This is a genomic window from Aureimonas sp. D3, from assembly GCF_001463805.1.
Lineage (GTDB): Bacteria > Pseudomonadota > Alphaproteobacteria > Rhizobiales > Rhizobiaceae > Aureimonas > Aureimonas ureilytica_A.
The window spans coordinates 38,945-53,574 of record NZ_BBWM01000037.1; the positions used below are offsets into that span (position 1 = coordinate 38,945).

Below are 14,630 nucleotides of genomic sequence, written 5' to 3' on the forward strand. Positions count from 1 at the left end.
CTCTCTCAAGCCGGGATCAGGGCGACGCCCCGCTCGTGCAGGCCGATGCCGATGGCGCTGGAAACGGGGCGCACGGTCTCGATGGCGGTATCCACCACGAAAAGGCGGCCGAGTGCGGTTTCCACCTCGTACTCGATGTGATCGCCGAGATAGGCGGCGCTGGCGACGCGTCCGTCCAGCCGGTCGGGCCGGGGCTCGCCCAGCGTAATGGCGTTCGGGCGGATCGCGAGCTGAGCCGCGCCTTCGCGCGCCGTCGCCGCGCGGATCGGATGGCGCAGCCCGCCGAGCCGGGCCTCTAGCCCGCCATCGCCCGCGCGCGCGACCTCGCAGGGCACGACATTGGCCTCGCCGATGAAGTCGGCAATGAAGGAGGAGGCGGGCGTCTCGTACAATTCGCGCGGCGAGCCGGCCTGCGCGATCTCGCCGCTCTTCATCACCACGATCCGGTCGGACACGGCCAGCGCCTCCTCCTGATCGTGCGTGACATAGACGGCGGTGAAGCCGAGGCGCTGCTGCAACTCGCGGATTTCGGTGCGCACATGGCGGCGCAGCCGCGCGTCGAGATTGGAGAGCGGCTCGTCCAGGAGCAGAACCTGCGGCTCCAGGACGAGGGCCCGCGCGACGGCGACACGCTGCTGCTGGCCGCCCGACAATTCGCTCGGCAGGCGCTCCGCGAAGCCTTCGAGGCCGACCAGCGCCAGCCCATCTTTTGCCCGCTCCAGCGCCTCGCGCTTGGAGCTTCCGCCCGAGCGCAAGCCATAGGCGACATTCTCGCCGACGCTCATATGCGGGAACAGCGCGTAGGACTGGAACACCATCGAGACGTCGCGCTCGTTGGCGGGCAGGTTGGTGACGTCCCGCCCGCCGATCAGGATGCGCCCGGCGGTGGGCTGTTCGAGCCCGGCCAGCATCCGCAGCGTCGTGGTCTTGCCGCAGCCCGACGGCCCCAGCAGCGTCACCAGCGTTCCCGGCTCGATGTCGAAGGAGAGCGAGCGGATGGCGAGGACGGCGCCGAAGCGCTTTTCGACGGCTTCGAAACGGACGGAGCCCTTGGCGGCGGTCTGGGTCATGCGACCTTCTCCTGCGAAAGCGTGGCGACAGTCGTGGGGGCTGCGGCGGCGGGCGCGGTGTTGCGCGTTTCGCGCCGCAAGGTGCGTTTGCCGACGAGGAGCTGGAACAGGCCGATGACGACGACCATCACCGCGATCAGCATGGTGGAATAGGCGATGGCGACGCCGTATTCGCCGTTCTCCGTCAGCCCGACGATATAGGAGGTCGCCATGTTGTACTGGGCGCTGACGAGGAAGATCACGGCGCTGATCGAGGTGATCGAGCGCACGAAGGAATAGACCAGCGCGGCAACGATGGCGGGCTTCAGGAGCGGCAGCACGACGCGGCGAAGCGTGGTGAAGGAATTGGCCCCCAGCGTCAGCGAGGCCTCGTCGAGGCTCCGGTCGAGCTGGCTCATGGCCGCGATGCCGCCGCGCACGCCCACCGGCATGTTGCGGAACACGAAGCAGACCACGAGGATCATCGCCGTGCCCGTCATCTCGATGGGCGGCAGGTTGAAGGCGAGCACATAGGACACGCCGATCACCGTGCCGGGAATGGCGAAGGAGAGCATCAGCACGAATTCCAGCATCTCGCGGCCCGCAAAGCGCTGGCGCACCAGAAGATAGGCCGACAGGAGGCCGACCAGGGCGGTGAGCGGGGCGGCGATCAGCGCGATCTCCATCGTCGTCCAGAACGAGTTCCAGGCAACGCCCGTCCAGCGCAGGCCGCTTTCGCCAGGGGAAACCGAGAAGGCCTTGGCGTAGTGATCCAGCGTCAGCGTGTTGTCGAGGCCGAGCGTGCGCACGAAACTGCCGAAGACGATCATGGCATAGACGGTGAGGGTAAAGACGACCCAGATCGAAACCGCGCTGACGACGATGGCGCGCAGCTTGGGGTCGAGCGGCACATGACGACCGGAATCGCCCTTTCCGGTGACGGTCGTGTAGGAGCGCCCGCGCAGCCAGAGGCGCTGGAGGAAGAAGGCCGATAGCGTGAAGGCGAGCAGGACGAGGGCGAGCACCGCCGCGCGGGCCGGGTCGTTCTGCGCGCCGACGACGGCGAAGAAGATTTCGGTCGAAAGGACGCCATGGCTGCCGCCGAGCACCAGCGGATTGCCGAAATCGGCCATGCTTTCGATGAAGCCCACCAGAAAGGCGTTGGCGAGGCCGGGGCGCATCAGCGGGAAGGTGACGGTCCAGAAGGTGCGCCAGCGGTTGGCGCGCATGGTCTGCGCGGCCTCCTCCATGGCGGGGCTGATGCCTTCCATGACGCCGATCAGCACCATGAAGGCGATCGGCGTGAAGCTCAGCATCTGCGCGATCCAGATGCCGGGCAGGCCATAGAGCCAGCGCCCGCCATCGAGGCCCGTCAGCGTCAGAATGGTCTGCGTGACGACGCCCGAGCGCCCAAAGAGGAGGATCAGCACGAGGCCGATCACGAAGGGCGGCGTGATGATCGGCAGGATCGTCAGAAGGCGCAGGAGGCGCTTGAAGGGAAAGCCGGTGCGCGTGGCCACCAGCGCGAAGGCAAGGCCGAGGATCGTCGTGCCGAGGCCCGTGCAGATGGCGAGCGTCACCGTGCGCCAGGAGAGGCCGCAATTGCCCGAGCCCGTCAGGCAGGCGAGCGACCAGATCGAGGGGTCCTGGATATTGGTGAGGAAGCTCGTGGCGTCGAACGAGCCGTCGAGCGCCTGGAACGCGCCGGCAAAGAGGCTCGCCAGCGGATAAAGGACGAAGGCCGTGACCAGCGCGACCACCAGCGCGATGGCCGACAGGACGAAGGCATCGCCCCGCAGGCGACCGCGCTCGGCCAGACCAAAGGAGAGAAACAGAAGAAAGGCCAGGGCGAGGGCGAAAGCGCCGAGGCCGAAGGGCGGCTGGCCGTCCTCCAGCGGGCCGAACAGGGATTCCCAGCCGCTCCAGTTCCAGCCGCCATAGCCGATCGCCAGCCCTTCCGCGACGAGACAGGCAAGGCCGATGCCGCCGACAGCGGCCAGCCACCGCCCGCGCCGCTCGCCGGGCGGCGTGAAGCGCAGGGCGAGCGCAGCCGCGATGGCAAGCGCCAAAGGCACGAGCCAGAGCGCGGAGCGCACTCCGATCTGCACCAGAGCGGGCGCGGCCTCCGGCGCGAGCGGCCAGGAGGCGACCCAGCCCCCGTTCCAGATGCCGCCCTCCAGCCCGTACCAGGGCAGGAGCGCGAAGGCGACGAGGGCGAGCAGCAGCGCGCCGTCGAGCCGGCGAACACGCGAATCCATCGGCAAGTCCTCCCGTTGACTGAGACAGGCGGGCGCTCATCCAGCGCCCGCCGACGTCGGATCAGTTGGCGGAGGCGCCGATCTCGCGGTCCCAGCGCTCCAGAAGCGCCTTGCGGGTCTCGGCATTGCCGTATTTGGCGAAGTCGTAGTCGATCAGCTTGATCTCGCCGAGCTTGGGCGCTTCGGGCGGCACGGTGGCGCTCTTGTTGGAAGGCAGCTGGAAACTGTCGGCCTCGGCGGCCTTGGACTGCACCTCGGCCGAGAGCGCCCAGTCGTAGAAGATCTTGGCGTTCTCGAGATTCTTGGCGCCCTTGACGATCGACATGGAGCCGACCTCGAAGCCCGTGCCCTCGCACGGGGCGACCGTCTTCACCGGGAAGCCCTGCTTGGTCATCGCCACCGCGTCATGCATGAAGACGATGCCGATGCCGGTCTCGCCGCGCGCCGCCGCCTTGACCGGGGCCGAGCCGGACTTGGTGTATTGCGTGACATTGGCGTTGAGTGCCTTCTGATAGGCGAAGGCTTGGTCCTCGCCCATCAGCTGCACCAGTGTCGCGAGCGCGGTATAGGCGGTGCCCGACGAGTTCGGATTGGCGATCTGGATTTCGCCCTTGTATTTCGCGTCCGTCAGGTCCTTCCAGCAGGCCGGGGCGTCCAGCCCCTTCTTGGCGAGGATCTCGGTGTTGTAGCCCCAGCCGAGCGCGCCGGAATAGATGCCGACCGTGCGATAGCCCGACACTTCGGCCTGTTTCTGCGCCCAGGGCTGAAGATGCTCCAGCATGGGGGACTTGTATTCCGCCGTCAGCTTGTCGTCGGCGGCCTGAAGATGCGGGTCGCCCGTGCCCGCCCACCAGAGATCGGTCTTGGAATTGCGCGCTTCGGCGCGAAGCCGGGCATAGGCCTCGCCCGAACTCATGCGCACCATGTTGACGTCGATGTCGTGATCGGCCTCGAACAGGCGCTCCATCAGCTCGCACCATTTCACGTCGGCGGCGCAGATCAGGTTCAGCGTTCCGGCTGCCTGAGCGGGAAGGGGAGCGGACGCCGCTCCCACGAGCATGGCGGCGATGAGAAGTTTGGTGCGCATTGTCGAGCCTCCCAGCATCGTTGGTACTTTGCACTCCTGTGCAAGCTCGGCGTTTCGATCCGGATTGTCAACCTTTCCGAGTTCTGCCATCGTCGCCACTGTTGACGTTGCACGGCCTTGCAGACAAAACGATGACGAAACACAAGGGATACGATGAGGCGGCGCGTCCGGTCGCCTTTGCCAGCGCGCAGGAAGTGGCGCGGCTGGCGGGCGTCTCGCGCTCGGCGGTGTCGCGCGCCTTCACGCCGGGCGCCAGCATCTCGCCCGACACGCGCGCCAAGGTCGAGGCCGCCGCAGCCGAGCTCGGCTACCATGTCAACCATCTGGCGCGCGGGCTGATGCGCCAGCAGACGGGGATCGTCTGCCTGGTCGTCGCCGACATCCACACGCCCTATCTGTCGAGCCTGATCGAAACCCTGTCGCGCGTCCTGCAGGAGGCCGGCAAGGTCGTCATGGTGCTGAACGCGGGGCGCGCCTCCGGGCGGGTGGACGAGGCACTGCGCCAGACGCTCAACTACCGCGCCGACGCGACCCTGGTTCTGTCGGGCACGCCCTATCGCTCGATCGCGCAAAGCTGCCTCGACAGCGGCCAGCGCCTGATCCTTCTCAATCGCGACGACCACTTGCCCGGTACGGTCAATCTCTCGGTGGACAGTGCGCGCGCCGCCCGCACCGCCGCCAACCTGTTTCTACGCGCGGGCTATCGGCGCCTCGCCCTCGTCACCTCGGGGATCGGAACCCCCAGTCTCACCGCTCGGCGGGACTGTTTCCTCGCCACCGCGCGCGAGGCGGGCCGGCAGGTCGCCGTCTGGGAGGGCGGGGCCACGGCCTATGAGAGCGGCCTTCAGGGGGGAACCGAGCTGTTCGCCTCCGACGATCCGCCCGACGCCGTCTTTGCCGTGACCGATCTTCTGGCCTGCGGCGTTCTGGACGCCGCGCGCCATCGCTTCGGCCGCAGCGTGCCGGGGGAGGTCGGCGTGATCGGGTTCGACGATATCGAGCAGGCGGGCTGGGCCTCCTACGATCTCACGACCTTCGCCCAGCCCGTGTCCGACATCAGCCAATGGATGGTGCGCATCGTCGCGGGCGGCGTTGTGGACGAGCCGGCGGATCGGGTGTTCGAGGCCCCGCTCGTCTGGCGCTCGTCGGTGGCGCGACAGTTGTAATCGCTCGGCCCACGGCGCTTTTCGCGGGCGGGACGAACGAGCCTTCAGACCGGTCGGGACGTGCGGGTGCGTGAGGCTCCGCCGTGTTGCTCAGCCCGCTTCCTCGACTGCCGGAGTGTCCAAGGATGGGCTCGGCGGCCGGAGGCGGGGTCGTCGGAGCCTCCGCCCCGTCCACGCCTCCGGCCGATGGCCGCCTTACGCGCTCATCCGATCGAACGCGTCATCCAGATCGAGGCTCATCCCCGGCTTCTTCGCCGGCGATGCGGCGGCGGCCTTGGCCGCGTGCTGGTGTCCGAACTCACTCACCCGCTCCTGCAAGGCACGCACGGCCTGCTGGCGATCCGGCTTCCGGGGGGCAGGGGCCGAGGGTGCCGTGGGGGCAGGGGTGAGGGCCGCGCCGGTCTTGAAGAAGCTGGTGCGCTCGCTCAGGCGATAGGCTTCCGTCGACAATTGGCTGGCGGTCGCCGCCATCTCGTTGGCCGCGCCGGCATTCGACTGTGTGACCTGATCGAGCTGGACGATGGACTGGTTGATCTGCTGGATACCGATCGACTGCTCGCGGCAGGCGGCCGAAATTTCCGCCACCAGCTCCGAGGTGCGTCGGATGTCGGGAACCAGCATGTCGAGCATCCGGCCCGCTTCGTCGGCGACGGCGAGCGTGTCGCCCGAAAGATGGCTGATCTCGCCCGCCGCCTGCTGGGAGCGCTCCGCCAGCTTGCGCACTTCCGAGGCGACCACCGCAAAGCCCTTGCCATGCTGGCCGGCGCGCGCCGCCTCGATGGCCGCGTTCAGCGCCAGAAGGTCGGTCTGACGCGCGATTTCCTGAACCACCGTGATCTGCGCGGCGATGGTGCGCATGGCCTCGACGGATTTGGCGACGGCTTCGCCGCTGCGTTCGGCGCTGGTCGCGGCCTGCGCCGCGATCTTTTCGGTCTGCGAGGCGTTCTCGGCGTTCTGCCGGATGTTGGACGACATCTGCTCGACAGCCGCCGAGGCTTGCTCGGAGGCCGCCGCCTGCTCCGACGAGCCGGACGAGAGCTGCTCGGCGGTGGCCGCCGCCAGGGACGAGCCTTGCTGAACCTGCGTCGTGGATGCGGACACGGAGCCGGCGATGTCGAGAAGCTTGTCGCGCATGTCGCTCATGGCGCGCTGAAGATCGGCGATCTCGTCATTTCCCTTCACGGCGATCGGCTGGGACAGGTCGCCGGAGCCGATCGTCCTCGCCACATGGATGGACCGCGACAGGCCCCGCGACACGGACAGGGCCATCCACACCGCGGCAGCCGTACCGGCCAGGACGGCCGCGCCGACGATCAGGATGAGGAGGTTGCGCGTCGATCTATAGCTCGTATCGGAATCCGTCAGGAACGCCTGCGTCATCTGATCGCCCCGTGTGTCCAGGGCGTCGATCCGCGCGGCGGCCGCTTCGGTGCCGGGAACCAGTTTGTCGGCGATCAGGTCCGCCATCTTGGCTCCGAGATTCTGGAGCCCGATATCGGCCTGGGCGCGAAAATCCTCGAAGGCCGTATTCCAGCCGTTGCGCAAACCCGCGACCTCGGCCGATGACGCAGACCCCAGCAGGGTTTCGAGCTTCGCCCAAGCCTGCGCAAGCTGGCCGTTGGTCTTGTCGAGATCCGCGCTCAGGTTGTCGAGTTCGGTTTGCTTGTCGAGCAACAAGGCACCGACCGTGTCCAAGCGCGCGCGATCCATGAGGCCGAAGATGGTCTGAGCGGTGATCTGCCAGTCCGGCGAGCCGGAGCGGCCGCTGCTCTGCCCGAGCGCTGTCAGGTGCGCCTTCAAGGCCTCGACGGACTCGTTGGTGGACCGGAAGACGGTCTTGGCGCCTCCGGCATCGTATTTCAGGCCGGTGGCGATGGTTTCGTCCGAGATTTGCCGCAGCGCGTCGAGAGAGGGGCGCAGATCGGCGAACTCCCGGCGACCCGCTTCATCCATGATGGAGAACGCCGCATCCATGTTTCGATCGATGGCCTGCCAGGCGCTTTGATAATCTCTCTTGGCCTGATTGGCGGATGTCTCGTCGTCGGTCGCCAAGGTCAGAAGCACGGAGCGACGAATATCGGACAAGGCCTTGGCCATATCGCCGGTCTGGCTGTTCAGCGCAAACGGCGAATCCACGAAACGTTTGAACGTTCCGTTGCTGTCGCTCAAGCTTTGCACGCCGATATAGCCGACAGCCGCAGTCAAGGCCAAGATGGCTGCAAAGCTGACGCCAAGCTTCAACTTCATCGTCATGCGCATTTTTTTGGCGATCCTCATGAAACTTCGGTCGACTTAATTTTCAGGGTGGCAAAAGAAGCGTCAATATGCTTCCCATGCTGGGATTAATATTCGATCAAGCCAATTCGATTCGAAACTTCCGAAATGGGTTTGCGAATACGAAAGGCGGCCGCATCGCCTGTGCGAGGCAGGGAACCGCCGGATGATCGCGGCGCAGACGCGGACCCGTCGATGTTTCGTAAGACGCGTTATGGAACCTGAGAGGCGGATCTGGCGGCGCGCGTGGCTCGACGGCCGCTCGCCGCCAAACGCAGGCGCACATCCGCTCGCGACGATCGAGCCGTCTGCGCTGCGCGGTCCTTCGGCTGTGGAGCGGTTACGGGGCGCACGCGCCAAGCCGTCGCGCCGTCTTGGGGCTATTGGGTCTTGGCGCCCTTCACCCAGCACCCGTCTTCGGCCCAATCTTCTCGACCGCCCTCTCGCCGAAGCCTTGCATCCCCGCACGCACTTCCCGACAAAGGTCATAGGTCTCGCTCAGGATGGGAGCGAACCGCTCCGTTTCGCACCGGACGTGCGACGAGGACGAGGATGGGTTCCGCGATGACGCCAGCCGAACAGACGCGTTTCAAGCCACTCGATTCCGGCGTCGTGCCGCGCTTTGCCGGTTCGGCGACTTTCATGCGCCTGCCGCAGGCCCGGCCGGACGAGGTGGATATCGCGCTGGTCGGCGTGCCCTTCGACGGCGGCGCGACGAACCGGACGGGCGCGCGCCACGGGCCGCGCGAAATCCGCAATCAGTCGAGCCTCGTGCGGGCCGTGCATCACGTCACCGGCCTCTCGCCCTTCGATGCCTTACGCATCGCCGACTGCGGCGACGCGCCGGTCAACCCGCTCGATCTCATGGCGAGCTTTGCCTCGATCGAAGCCTTCTTCCGCGAGATCGCAGATGCGGGCGCGCGACCGCTCACCGCCGGAGGCGATCATTCGATCACGCTCCCGATCCTGCGCGGCCTTCACCGGGGCGAGCCGGTCGGCCTCATCCATTTCGACGCCCATTCCGACACGTTCGACGACTTCTTCGGCCAGCGCTACAATCACGCGACGCCCTTCCGGCGGGCGATCGAGGAAGGCTTGATCGACCCCAAACGTTCGATTCAGATCGGCATTCGCGGCGCGATCTCCTCGGCGGCGAATTTCGACTATGCCCGTGAGGCCGGCATCCGCATCGTCTTCATCGAGGAATTCGCCGAACGCGGCGTCGCCTCCGTGATGGACGAGGCGCGCCATCTCGTGGGCGATCGCCCAACCTATGTCTCGTTCGACATCGACGGGATCGACCCGTCCTTCGCGCCTGGAACCGGTACGCCGGAGATCGGCGGCTTCACGACCCGCGAAGCGCAAGCCATGGTTCGCCGCCTCGCCGGGCTCGACATCGTGGGCGCCGATCTGGTCGAAGTCTCGCCGCCGCTCGACCCGACCGGGCTCACGGCGCTGACCGGCGCGACGATGATGTTCGAACTTCTCTGCGCCATGAGCGGCAATCCCTGATCCGGCATCGGGCCGGCGATCAGTCCAGGATCACATGCGGGACGAAGCGCGACAGGTTCCAAGACAACCGGCGGACGGTGGCGGACCGGGCCTGACGCTTCCCGCCGAGCGTTCCAGGCGTCTACCGGCCGCCCTTGGTCGCGGAATGAAAGTCGGCAGGCTTGTTGGCGACCCATTTGACGAAGCGCGCGACCGCCTCGTTGTTCGTCAGCGCGATGCCCATTTCCGCGTGGCGGACGAGTTCGCTGGCCGAGAAATTGGCGTCGATGGTTTCCCGGCAGATCGGATGGACGGGCACGGTGTCGCGCCCGCCCCGGCTCTTGGGGATCGGGTGAAAGCGATCCACGGTCTTCCCGAGCGGGCGTCCGCAGAGCCAGCAGGGCTCCGCTGGCGTCTCCTCCACGGCCTCGTCGGCGATCCAGTCCGCGTCCCGGTTCTTGCGTGCCATCAGGCAATTCCTATCCTGCGATCCGCGAGCGCTCCATCGACTGAAGGCCCCATCAGTCCTGCGGCGAGTGATGGGGCGGAGCATGGCGCTCGGTCAAGCGGCAGCGACGTGTCCGATGGTCACCGGGCGCTTCCGGGCGGTGCGCCGATCGTCGCCAGTCGCGCAGCGGCGCAGCGTGGCGCGGCGGGTCACGACACCCGACCGCGCCGCCCGCTATGCCGCCGGTCAGACCCACAGCCTCTTTACGGCGGATCGGATGAATGGCCAGTTCGGCTCGCGCGCGATCGCCTCCACCGTCCCGAACTCGCGGCTTCTCTGCGCGACCGCACGGCTGCGCTCTGCGTCACCCATGATGTCGCCGTCGTGGCGCGGGTCGCCGACCGGCTCATTGGCCTGCACCGTGGCAAGCTGATGGAAACCGGCGAAGTGGGCCGCCTCATCACGCAATGGCAAGGCGATGCCAAGCGCCGGCTTGTGGCCGAGCGCGAGCGCTGTCGGGCACGGGCGTGCCTTATCAGCCCGGCCGGCCGCTGCCGAGGGTCGAAAGCGTGACGGCCGAAACGGGCCGGCCGCCGATCGCGAGACGTTTCATCTCACGGGCGAGCACGTCGCCTTCGAGAACGGCGTGGAAGTGCATCGGCGGGTCTGGGACGAGCGCGTCGCGCGCGACCACCTGTAGGGGGCGCGGCAAGCCGAACGGAGCGCGCTGCTGCGCACGGCAGAGGCCCGATGATCTGGGCCTCTGCCGTAACTTGACGCCTTAGCTCCGCAGGCCCGGCGCTTCCTGGCCGGTGCGCTCGACATATTCGGAATAGCCGCCGCCATAAAGATGCGGGCCTTCGGGCGTCAGCTCCAGCACACGGTTGGAAAGCGCCGCCAGGAAGTGGCGGTCGTGGCTCACGAACAGCATCGCGCCCTCATAGCGCTGAAGCGCCTCCACCAGCATCTGCTTGGTGGCGATATCCAGATGGTTGGTCGGCTCGTCGAGCACGAGGAAGTTCGGTGGGTCGAACAGCATCTGGGCCATGACCAGCCGCGCCTTCTCGCCGCCCGAGAGCACCCGGCACTTCTTCTCCACATCGTCGCCCGTGAAGCCGAAGCAGCCGGCGAGCGCGCGCAAGGGGGCTTGGCCCGCCTGCGGGAAGTTGTCTTCCAGCGATTGCAGAACCGAGCGCTCGCCGTCGAGCACTTCCATCGAGTGCTGCGCGAAATAGCCCATCTTGACGCTCGGGCCGCGCGAAACCGTCCCGGCATCGGGCTCGGAAGCGCCGGCGATGAGCTTGAGAAGCGTCGACTTGCCCGCCCCGTTCACGCCCATGATGCACCAGCGCTCGCGCCGCCGGACCTGGAAGTCGAAGCCCTCGTAGATGGCGCGCTCGCCATAGCGCTTGTGAACGCCCTTGACGGTGGCGACGTCCTCGCCCGAGCGCGGTGCGGGCTGAAACTCGAAGCGCACGGTCTGCTGACGCTTGGGCGGCTCGACGCGCTCGATCTTGTCGAGCTTCTTGACGCGGCTCTGCACCTGCGCGGCGTGGCTGGCGCGCGCCTTGAAGCGCTCGATGAAGGCGACTTCCTTGGCCAACATCGCCTGCTGGCGCTCGAACTGCGCCTGCTGCTGCACTTCGGCGATGGCGCGCTGCCCGCGATAGAATTCGTAGTCGCCGGAATAGGAGGTGAGCGCCCCGCCGTCGATCTCGATGATCTTGGTGACGATACGGTTCATGAACTCGCGGTCGTGCGAGGTCATCAGGACCGCGCCGTCGAAGCCCTTGAGAAAGCTCTCCAGCCAGATCAGGCTCTCCAGATCTAGATGGTTCGAGGGCTCGTCGAGAAGCATGATGTCGGGGCGCATGAGCAGAATTTTTGCCAGCGCCACGCGCATCTTCCAGCCGCCCGACAGCGCGCCGACATCGCCGTCCATCATCGACTGGCTGAAGCCTAGACCATCCAGCACCTCGCGGGCGCGCCCGTCCAACGCATAGCCGTCCAGCTCGTCGTAGCGTCCCTGCACTTCGCCGTAGCGGGTGACGATCTCGTCCATCTCGTCGGCGCGATCGGGATCGGCCATGGCCGCTTCCAGCTCGGCCATCTCGGCGGCCAGCGTGCTGACCGGCCCGACGCCGTCCATGACCTCGACCACCGCGCTGCGGCCCGTCATGTCGCCGACATCCTGGCTGAAATAGCCGATGGTCACGCCGCGATCCACCGAGACCTGCCCCTCGTCGGGCAGTTCCTGGCCGGTGATCATGCGAAACAGCGTGGTCTTGCCCGCGCCGTTGGGGCCGACGAGACCGATTTTCTCGCCGCGCTGGAGCGCCGCCGACGCCTCGATGAAGACAATCTGCTTGCCGTTCTGCTTGCCGATGTTTTCAAGGCGGATCATCAGGGAATTCCAGGTCGATGCGAGGAGGAAGCCGCCTCAAACCATCCCAATGCCCCCCGCGCAAGGGGCCGCTGCGTCATATGTCGCGTTTTGCCGGGGCGCGGGCGCCCTGGCACCATCGAGGCGGCCCCACTGCGGGCAAGCGGCTCAATCCACCCCTCGGCCATGGGGGCCCCGGGCGAAAGCCCGCCCGGGGTGGCCTGCGAGGCCGACCCGGCCGCGTCTGCGAACGGGTTCTCAGGTCTGCGAACGGGTGCTCACAGCCACCGGAAGCGCGCGAGGAAGCCCCCAGGCTTCTTCGGCGCCAGCAGGGCAACGGGGCTGTAAACCGGGATCGGGTTGGGCTTGAACTGGATACGCCCCTGGCTCACGCGCCCGATTTCTTCCATCTTGCCGTTGACGATATCGCGGACATAGTGGTGCTTGCCGCCGGAGCCGTCCTTGACGAAGGAGTCGATCCGGCCGACATAGCCGTAGAAGGTGCAGGCTCTGTATCCCCGCTTGTACATCTCGTCGGCGACGAGGCGCGCGAACGGATGCCCGACGCATTCGGGGTCGGAGCCCACCAAACCCGACTCCGCGCTGTGGCAGTTGAAGAGCTTGATCTTTCCGGAGAAGGATTTCGGAAGACCGCTTTCGATGAGCCGGTCCACCATCGTGACATAGTCGATCCGCTCCCCTCCCCGGCCGCCCTCGATCGACCGGAAGCCAGCCATCCCGTGGCCCCGGATGTAGACGCTCTCCCGATCCAGCGACATCACGAAGGCGTTGCGCCGACCGGGCTGATACCAGACGGGAATGGCGATATTGCCCTTCGACGCCTCGTGATCGACGTCCTTCATGAGCTTGTTCATGTCCGCGCCACCGGCCGTCCCGTACTCGAACTGGGCGCAGATGAAACTGGGATGGCTGGGATCATAGGGCATGTAGTAGATCTTGTCGGACATGCGTATCCTCGTCTGCGAGCCGTTTTGGCGTCGGAACAACGTCAGGCTATCGTCTGCGTGAGGCCGTCTTGACTGGTCTGTCCGCGCCCGTGGTTCGACCCATACCTGTGCGCGCGCGAGCGGGGCGTCAGGCGCGTCTGAGCTGCGGCTCGTCCGAGACCGACGGGTAGGGGCTGGCGTGCGCGGATCGGCGGAACTGTTCGCGCCAGTCGCGCGGCGTGCAATCGTGTCGCTTGCGGAAGGCCCGGTTGAAGCTGCTCACCTGATCGAAGCCGACCGCCAGCGCGATCTCGCGGATCAGCCGTCTGTCTTTCGTGTCCCGAAGGGCTATCGCCGCCTGCTCGATCCGCAGGTTCGTGACATGGGCGAGAATGCCCTCCTCCTCCGCGAAGGCGCGGTAGAGCGTCGAGCGCGAGGCGCGCACCAGCGCCGCGACCCGCGCCACGTCGAGGTCGGGCTCGCGGTAGCGCTGCCGGATGATCCAGAGAGCGTCGGCGCGCAGCTGGGACAGACGGGCGTCTTCGGCCGCCGACAGCGAACCCGTCTGGTTGAGCGAGGAGAGAATCGTGTCCGTCAGCGCCGCGCCGGCTTCCGCCCCCGCCTCGTCGCTCATGCCGGGCAATTGCTGCAGCAGGCCGACAACTTGGCGAACCAGAGGCTCGGCGTCCTTGCGGGACAGAACGAGGCCGTGCAGCCCGTCGATCCGAGGAATATGGCGCTGGATTTCGCTTCGCTCGAAGACGAGAAGAACGCTGTGGCTGTTGGTGGACACGTGCTGGAAGGCGGACGCGAAATCCAGAACGAGGACACAGCCCGGACCGCCCCGATAGCGGCCCGCCTGTGTCTGCCCGCCATAGCGCCCGCTGAGGCACACGGAAAGGACGACGGGATGGAACCCGTCCGACCCGATCGCCTCGTCGGTTCGGCGGCAGGTCCGCGCCGAATGATGGATGTCGCTGAGAAAGAGCGATCCCAAGGCGAAGGTTCGCGCGCGCGAGGAGAACGCGCCGTCGGCCGGATCGATCTCCATCAATCCTGCGACGCAGGGAAACGGCTGTCTCTGCCAGGCATCGCATCGCTCGCGAGGCGAAAAGGGACCGGTCGTGAACTCGTCGAACCGCATGAAACGCTGCACTCCCCCGGCATGTGCGGGCCAATCGCAGGCGGGTTCGATAGGGCATGCGCATCCGGCCGAGGCCGGAGGACAGACGCACGACAAACCCGGCCAAGCCGCAAACAGAATTTCTCATTTTGAAATTTGCATAGGGTACGTATTGATCGCCCCTATTGATTTATCGCGCTCCAGGTTTCCTCAGCGTCCAGTTCAGAACGGAAATCGACATCTTGATCGAATGCGAATATGCCGCAGACGGAGGCGTGTTGTGCTGGTTGATCGTCCAGCCAATTCGCGCCATTCCAGATCGACATATATCCTGTTCTGATCCATAAAGATCAGACCAAGGTCAACTGATCAAGATTTAGTCGAATACATCCCAAGAATTCGTG

The 14,630-nt window shown here is 66.5% G+C and carries 12 protein-coding genes; 2 read left to right on the plus strand and 10 right to left on the minus strand.

The features are described 5' to 3' along the window. Nucleotides 1-5 precede the first annotated feature (5 nt). The 3 genes from AUL36_RS11520 to AUL36_RS11530 all read right to left on the minus strand — a co-directional run bounded on the left by AUL36_RS11520 (nucleotide 6) and on the right by AUL36_RS11530 (nucleotide 4,394). The gene (locus AUL36_RS11520) at nucleotides 6-1,070 is read right to left on the minus strand and encodes an ABC transporter ATP-binding protein (RefSeq protein ID WP_062220711.1); all 1,065 of its coding nucleotides are present in this window, start codon (nucleotides 1,068-1,070) and stop codon (nucleotides 6-8) included. Beyond that, entirely contained in the window at nucleotides 1,067-3,307 is a 2,241-nt protein-coding gene (locus tag AUL36_RS11525; protein ID WP_062220714.1) for an ABC transporter permease, read from the minus strand. The genes AUL36_RS11520 and AUL36_RS11525 overlap by 4 nt, the downstream gene beginning before the upstream one ends. Before the next feature lie 61 nt (nucleotides 3,308-3,368). Beyond that, nucleotides 3,369-4,394 (minus strand): ABC transporter substrate-binding protein, encoded by a 1,026-nt coding sequence (locus tag AUL36_RS11530; RefSeq protein WP_062220717.1) that lies wholly within the window; start codon nucleotides 4,392-4,394, stop codon nucleotides 3,369-3,371. A 131-nt stretch (nucleotides 4,395-4,525) separates the two neighbouring features. Here AUL36_RS11530 and AUL36_RS11535 point away from each other — a divergent pair, with 131 nt between their 5' ends. Further along, nucleotides 4,526-5,560, plus strand: a complete 1,035-nt coding sequence (locus AUL36_RS11535) for a LacI family DNA-binding transcriptional regulator (protein ID WP_062220720.1) — start codon at nucleotides 4,526-4,528, stop codon at nucleotides 5,558-5,560. A 195-nt stretch (nucleotides 5,561-5,755) separates the two neighbouring features. On the opposite strand, the gene AUL36_RS11540 is transcribed toward AUL36_RS11535, so the two are convergent. Continuing rightward, on the minus strand, nucleotides 5,756-7,807 hold the full coding sequence (locus AUL36_RS11540) for a HAMP domain-containing methyl-accepting chemotaxis protein (protein WP_210168857.1): 2,052 nt from the start codon (nucleotides 7,805-7,807) through the stop codon (nucleotides 5,756-5,758). A 591-nt stretch (nucleotides 7,808-8,398) separates the two neighbouring features. Here AUL36_RS11540 and speB point away from each other — a divergent pair. After that, nucleotides 8,399-9,346, plus strand: coding sequence for an agmatinase (speB, locus tag AUL36_RS11545; protein WP_062220949.1), 948 nt, complete (start codon nucleotides 8,399-8,401; stop codon nucleotides 9,344-9,346). Nucleotides 9,347-9,467: 121 nt separating this feature from the next. On the opposite strand, the gene AUL36_RS11550 is transcribed toward speB, so the two are convergent. The 6 genes from AUL36_RS11550 to AUL36_RS11570 all read right to left on the minus strand — a co-directional run bounded on the left by AUL36_RS11550 (nucleotide 9,468) and on the right by AUL36_RS11570 (nucleotide 14,154). Next, complete coding sequence (locus AUL36_RS11550) at nucleotides 9,468-9,794, minus strand: hypothetical protein (RefSeq protein ID WP_058636259.1); 327 nt, start codon at nucleotides 9,792-9,794, stop codon at nucleotides 9,468-9,470. 225 nt (nucleotides 9,795-10,019) lie between these two features. Beyond that, a complete protein-coding gene (locus tag AUL36_RS11555; protein WP_156418353.1) occupies nucleotides 10,020-10,247 on the minus strand; it encodes a hypothetical protein in 228 nt (75 codons plus the stop codon). A 61-nt stretch (nucleotides 10,248-10,308) separates the two neighbouring features. Next, nucleotides 10,309-10,485: a hypothetical protein gene (locus tag AUL36_RS23775; protein ID WP_156418354.1), complete on the minus strand. Its 177-nt coding sequence runs from the start codon at nucleotides 10,483-10,485 to the stop codon at nucleotides 10,309-10,311. A gap of 69 nt (nucleotides 10,486-10,554) precedes the next feature. Further along, nucleotides 10,555-12,177 carry an ABC-F family ATP-binding cassette domain-containing protein gene (locus AUL36_RS11560; RefSeq protein ID WP_062220728.1) on the minus strand — a complete coding sequence of 541 codons (1,623 nt, stop codon included), beginning with the start codon at nucleotides 12,175-12,177 and terminating at the stop codon, nucleotides 10,555-10,557. Between the two features lie 257 nt (nucleotides 12,178-12,434). Next, the gene (locus AUL36_RS11565) at nucleotides 12,435-13,124 is read right to left on the minus strand and encodes a hypothetical protein (RefSeq protein ID WP_062220730.1); all 690 of its coding nucleotides are present in this window, start codon (nucleotides 13,122-13,124) and stop codon (nucleotides 12,435-12,437) included. Between the two features lie 127 nt (nucleotides 13,125-13,251). Continuing rightward, on the minus strand, nucleotides 13,252-14,154 hold the full coding sequence (locus AUL36_RS11570; RefSeq protein ID WP_244497107.1) for a helix-turn-helix transcriptional regulator: 903 nt from the start codon (nucleotides 14,152-14,154) through the stop codon (nucleotides 13,252-13,254). Nucleotides 14,155-14,630 lie beyond the last annotated feature (476 nt).

Coding starts and splice junctions, on each gene's coding strand:
- AUL36_RS11520 (WP_062220711.1), bottom strand. CDS start 1,070: ATGACCCAGACCGCCGCCAAGGGCTCCGTCCGTTTCGAAGCCGTCGAA.
- AUL36_RS11525 (WP_062220714.1), bottom strand. CDS start 3,307: ATGGATTCGCGTGTTCGCCGGCTCGACGGCGCGCTGCTGCTCGCCCTC.
- AUL36_RS11530 (WP_062220717.1), bottom strand. CDS start 4,394: ATGCGCACCAAACTTCTCATCGCCGCCATGCTCGTGGGAGCGGCGTCC.
- AUL36_RS11535 (WP_062220720.1), top strand. CDS start 4,526: ATGACGAAACACAAGGGATACGATGAGGCGGCGCGTCCGGTCGCCTTT.
- AUL36_RS11540 (WP_210168857.1), bottom strand. CDS start 7,807: ATGAAGTTGAAGCTTGGCGTCAGCTTTGCAGCCATCTTGGCCTTGACT.
- speB (WP_062220949.1), top strand. CDS start 8,399: ATGACGCCAGCCGAACAGACGCGTTTCAAGCCACTCGATTCCGGCGTC.
- AUL36_RS11550 (WP_058636259.1), bottom strand. CDS start 9,794: ATGGCACGCAAGAACCGGGACGCGGACTGGATCGCCGACGAGGCCGTG.
- AUL36_RS11560 (WP_062220728.1), bottom strand. CDS start 12,177: ATGATCCGCCTTGAAAACATCGGCAAGCAGAACGGCAAGCAGATTGTC.
- AUL36_RS11565 (WP_062220730.1), bottom strand. CDS start 13,124: ATGTCCGACAAGATCTACTACATGCCCTATGATCCCAGCCATCCCAGT.
- AUL36_RS11570 (WP_244497107.1), bottom strand. CDS start 14,154: ATGGAGATCGATCCGGCCGACGGCGCGTTCTCCTCGCGCGCGCGAACC.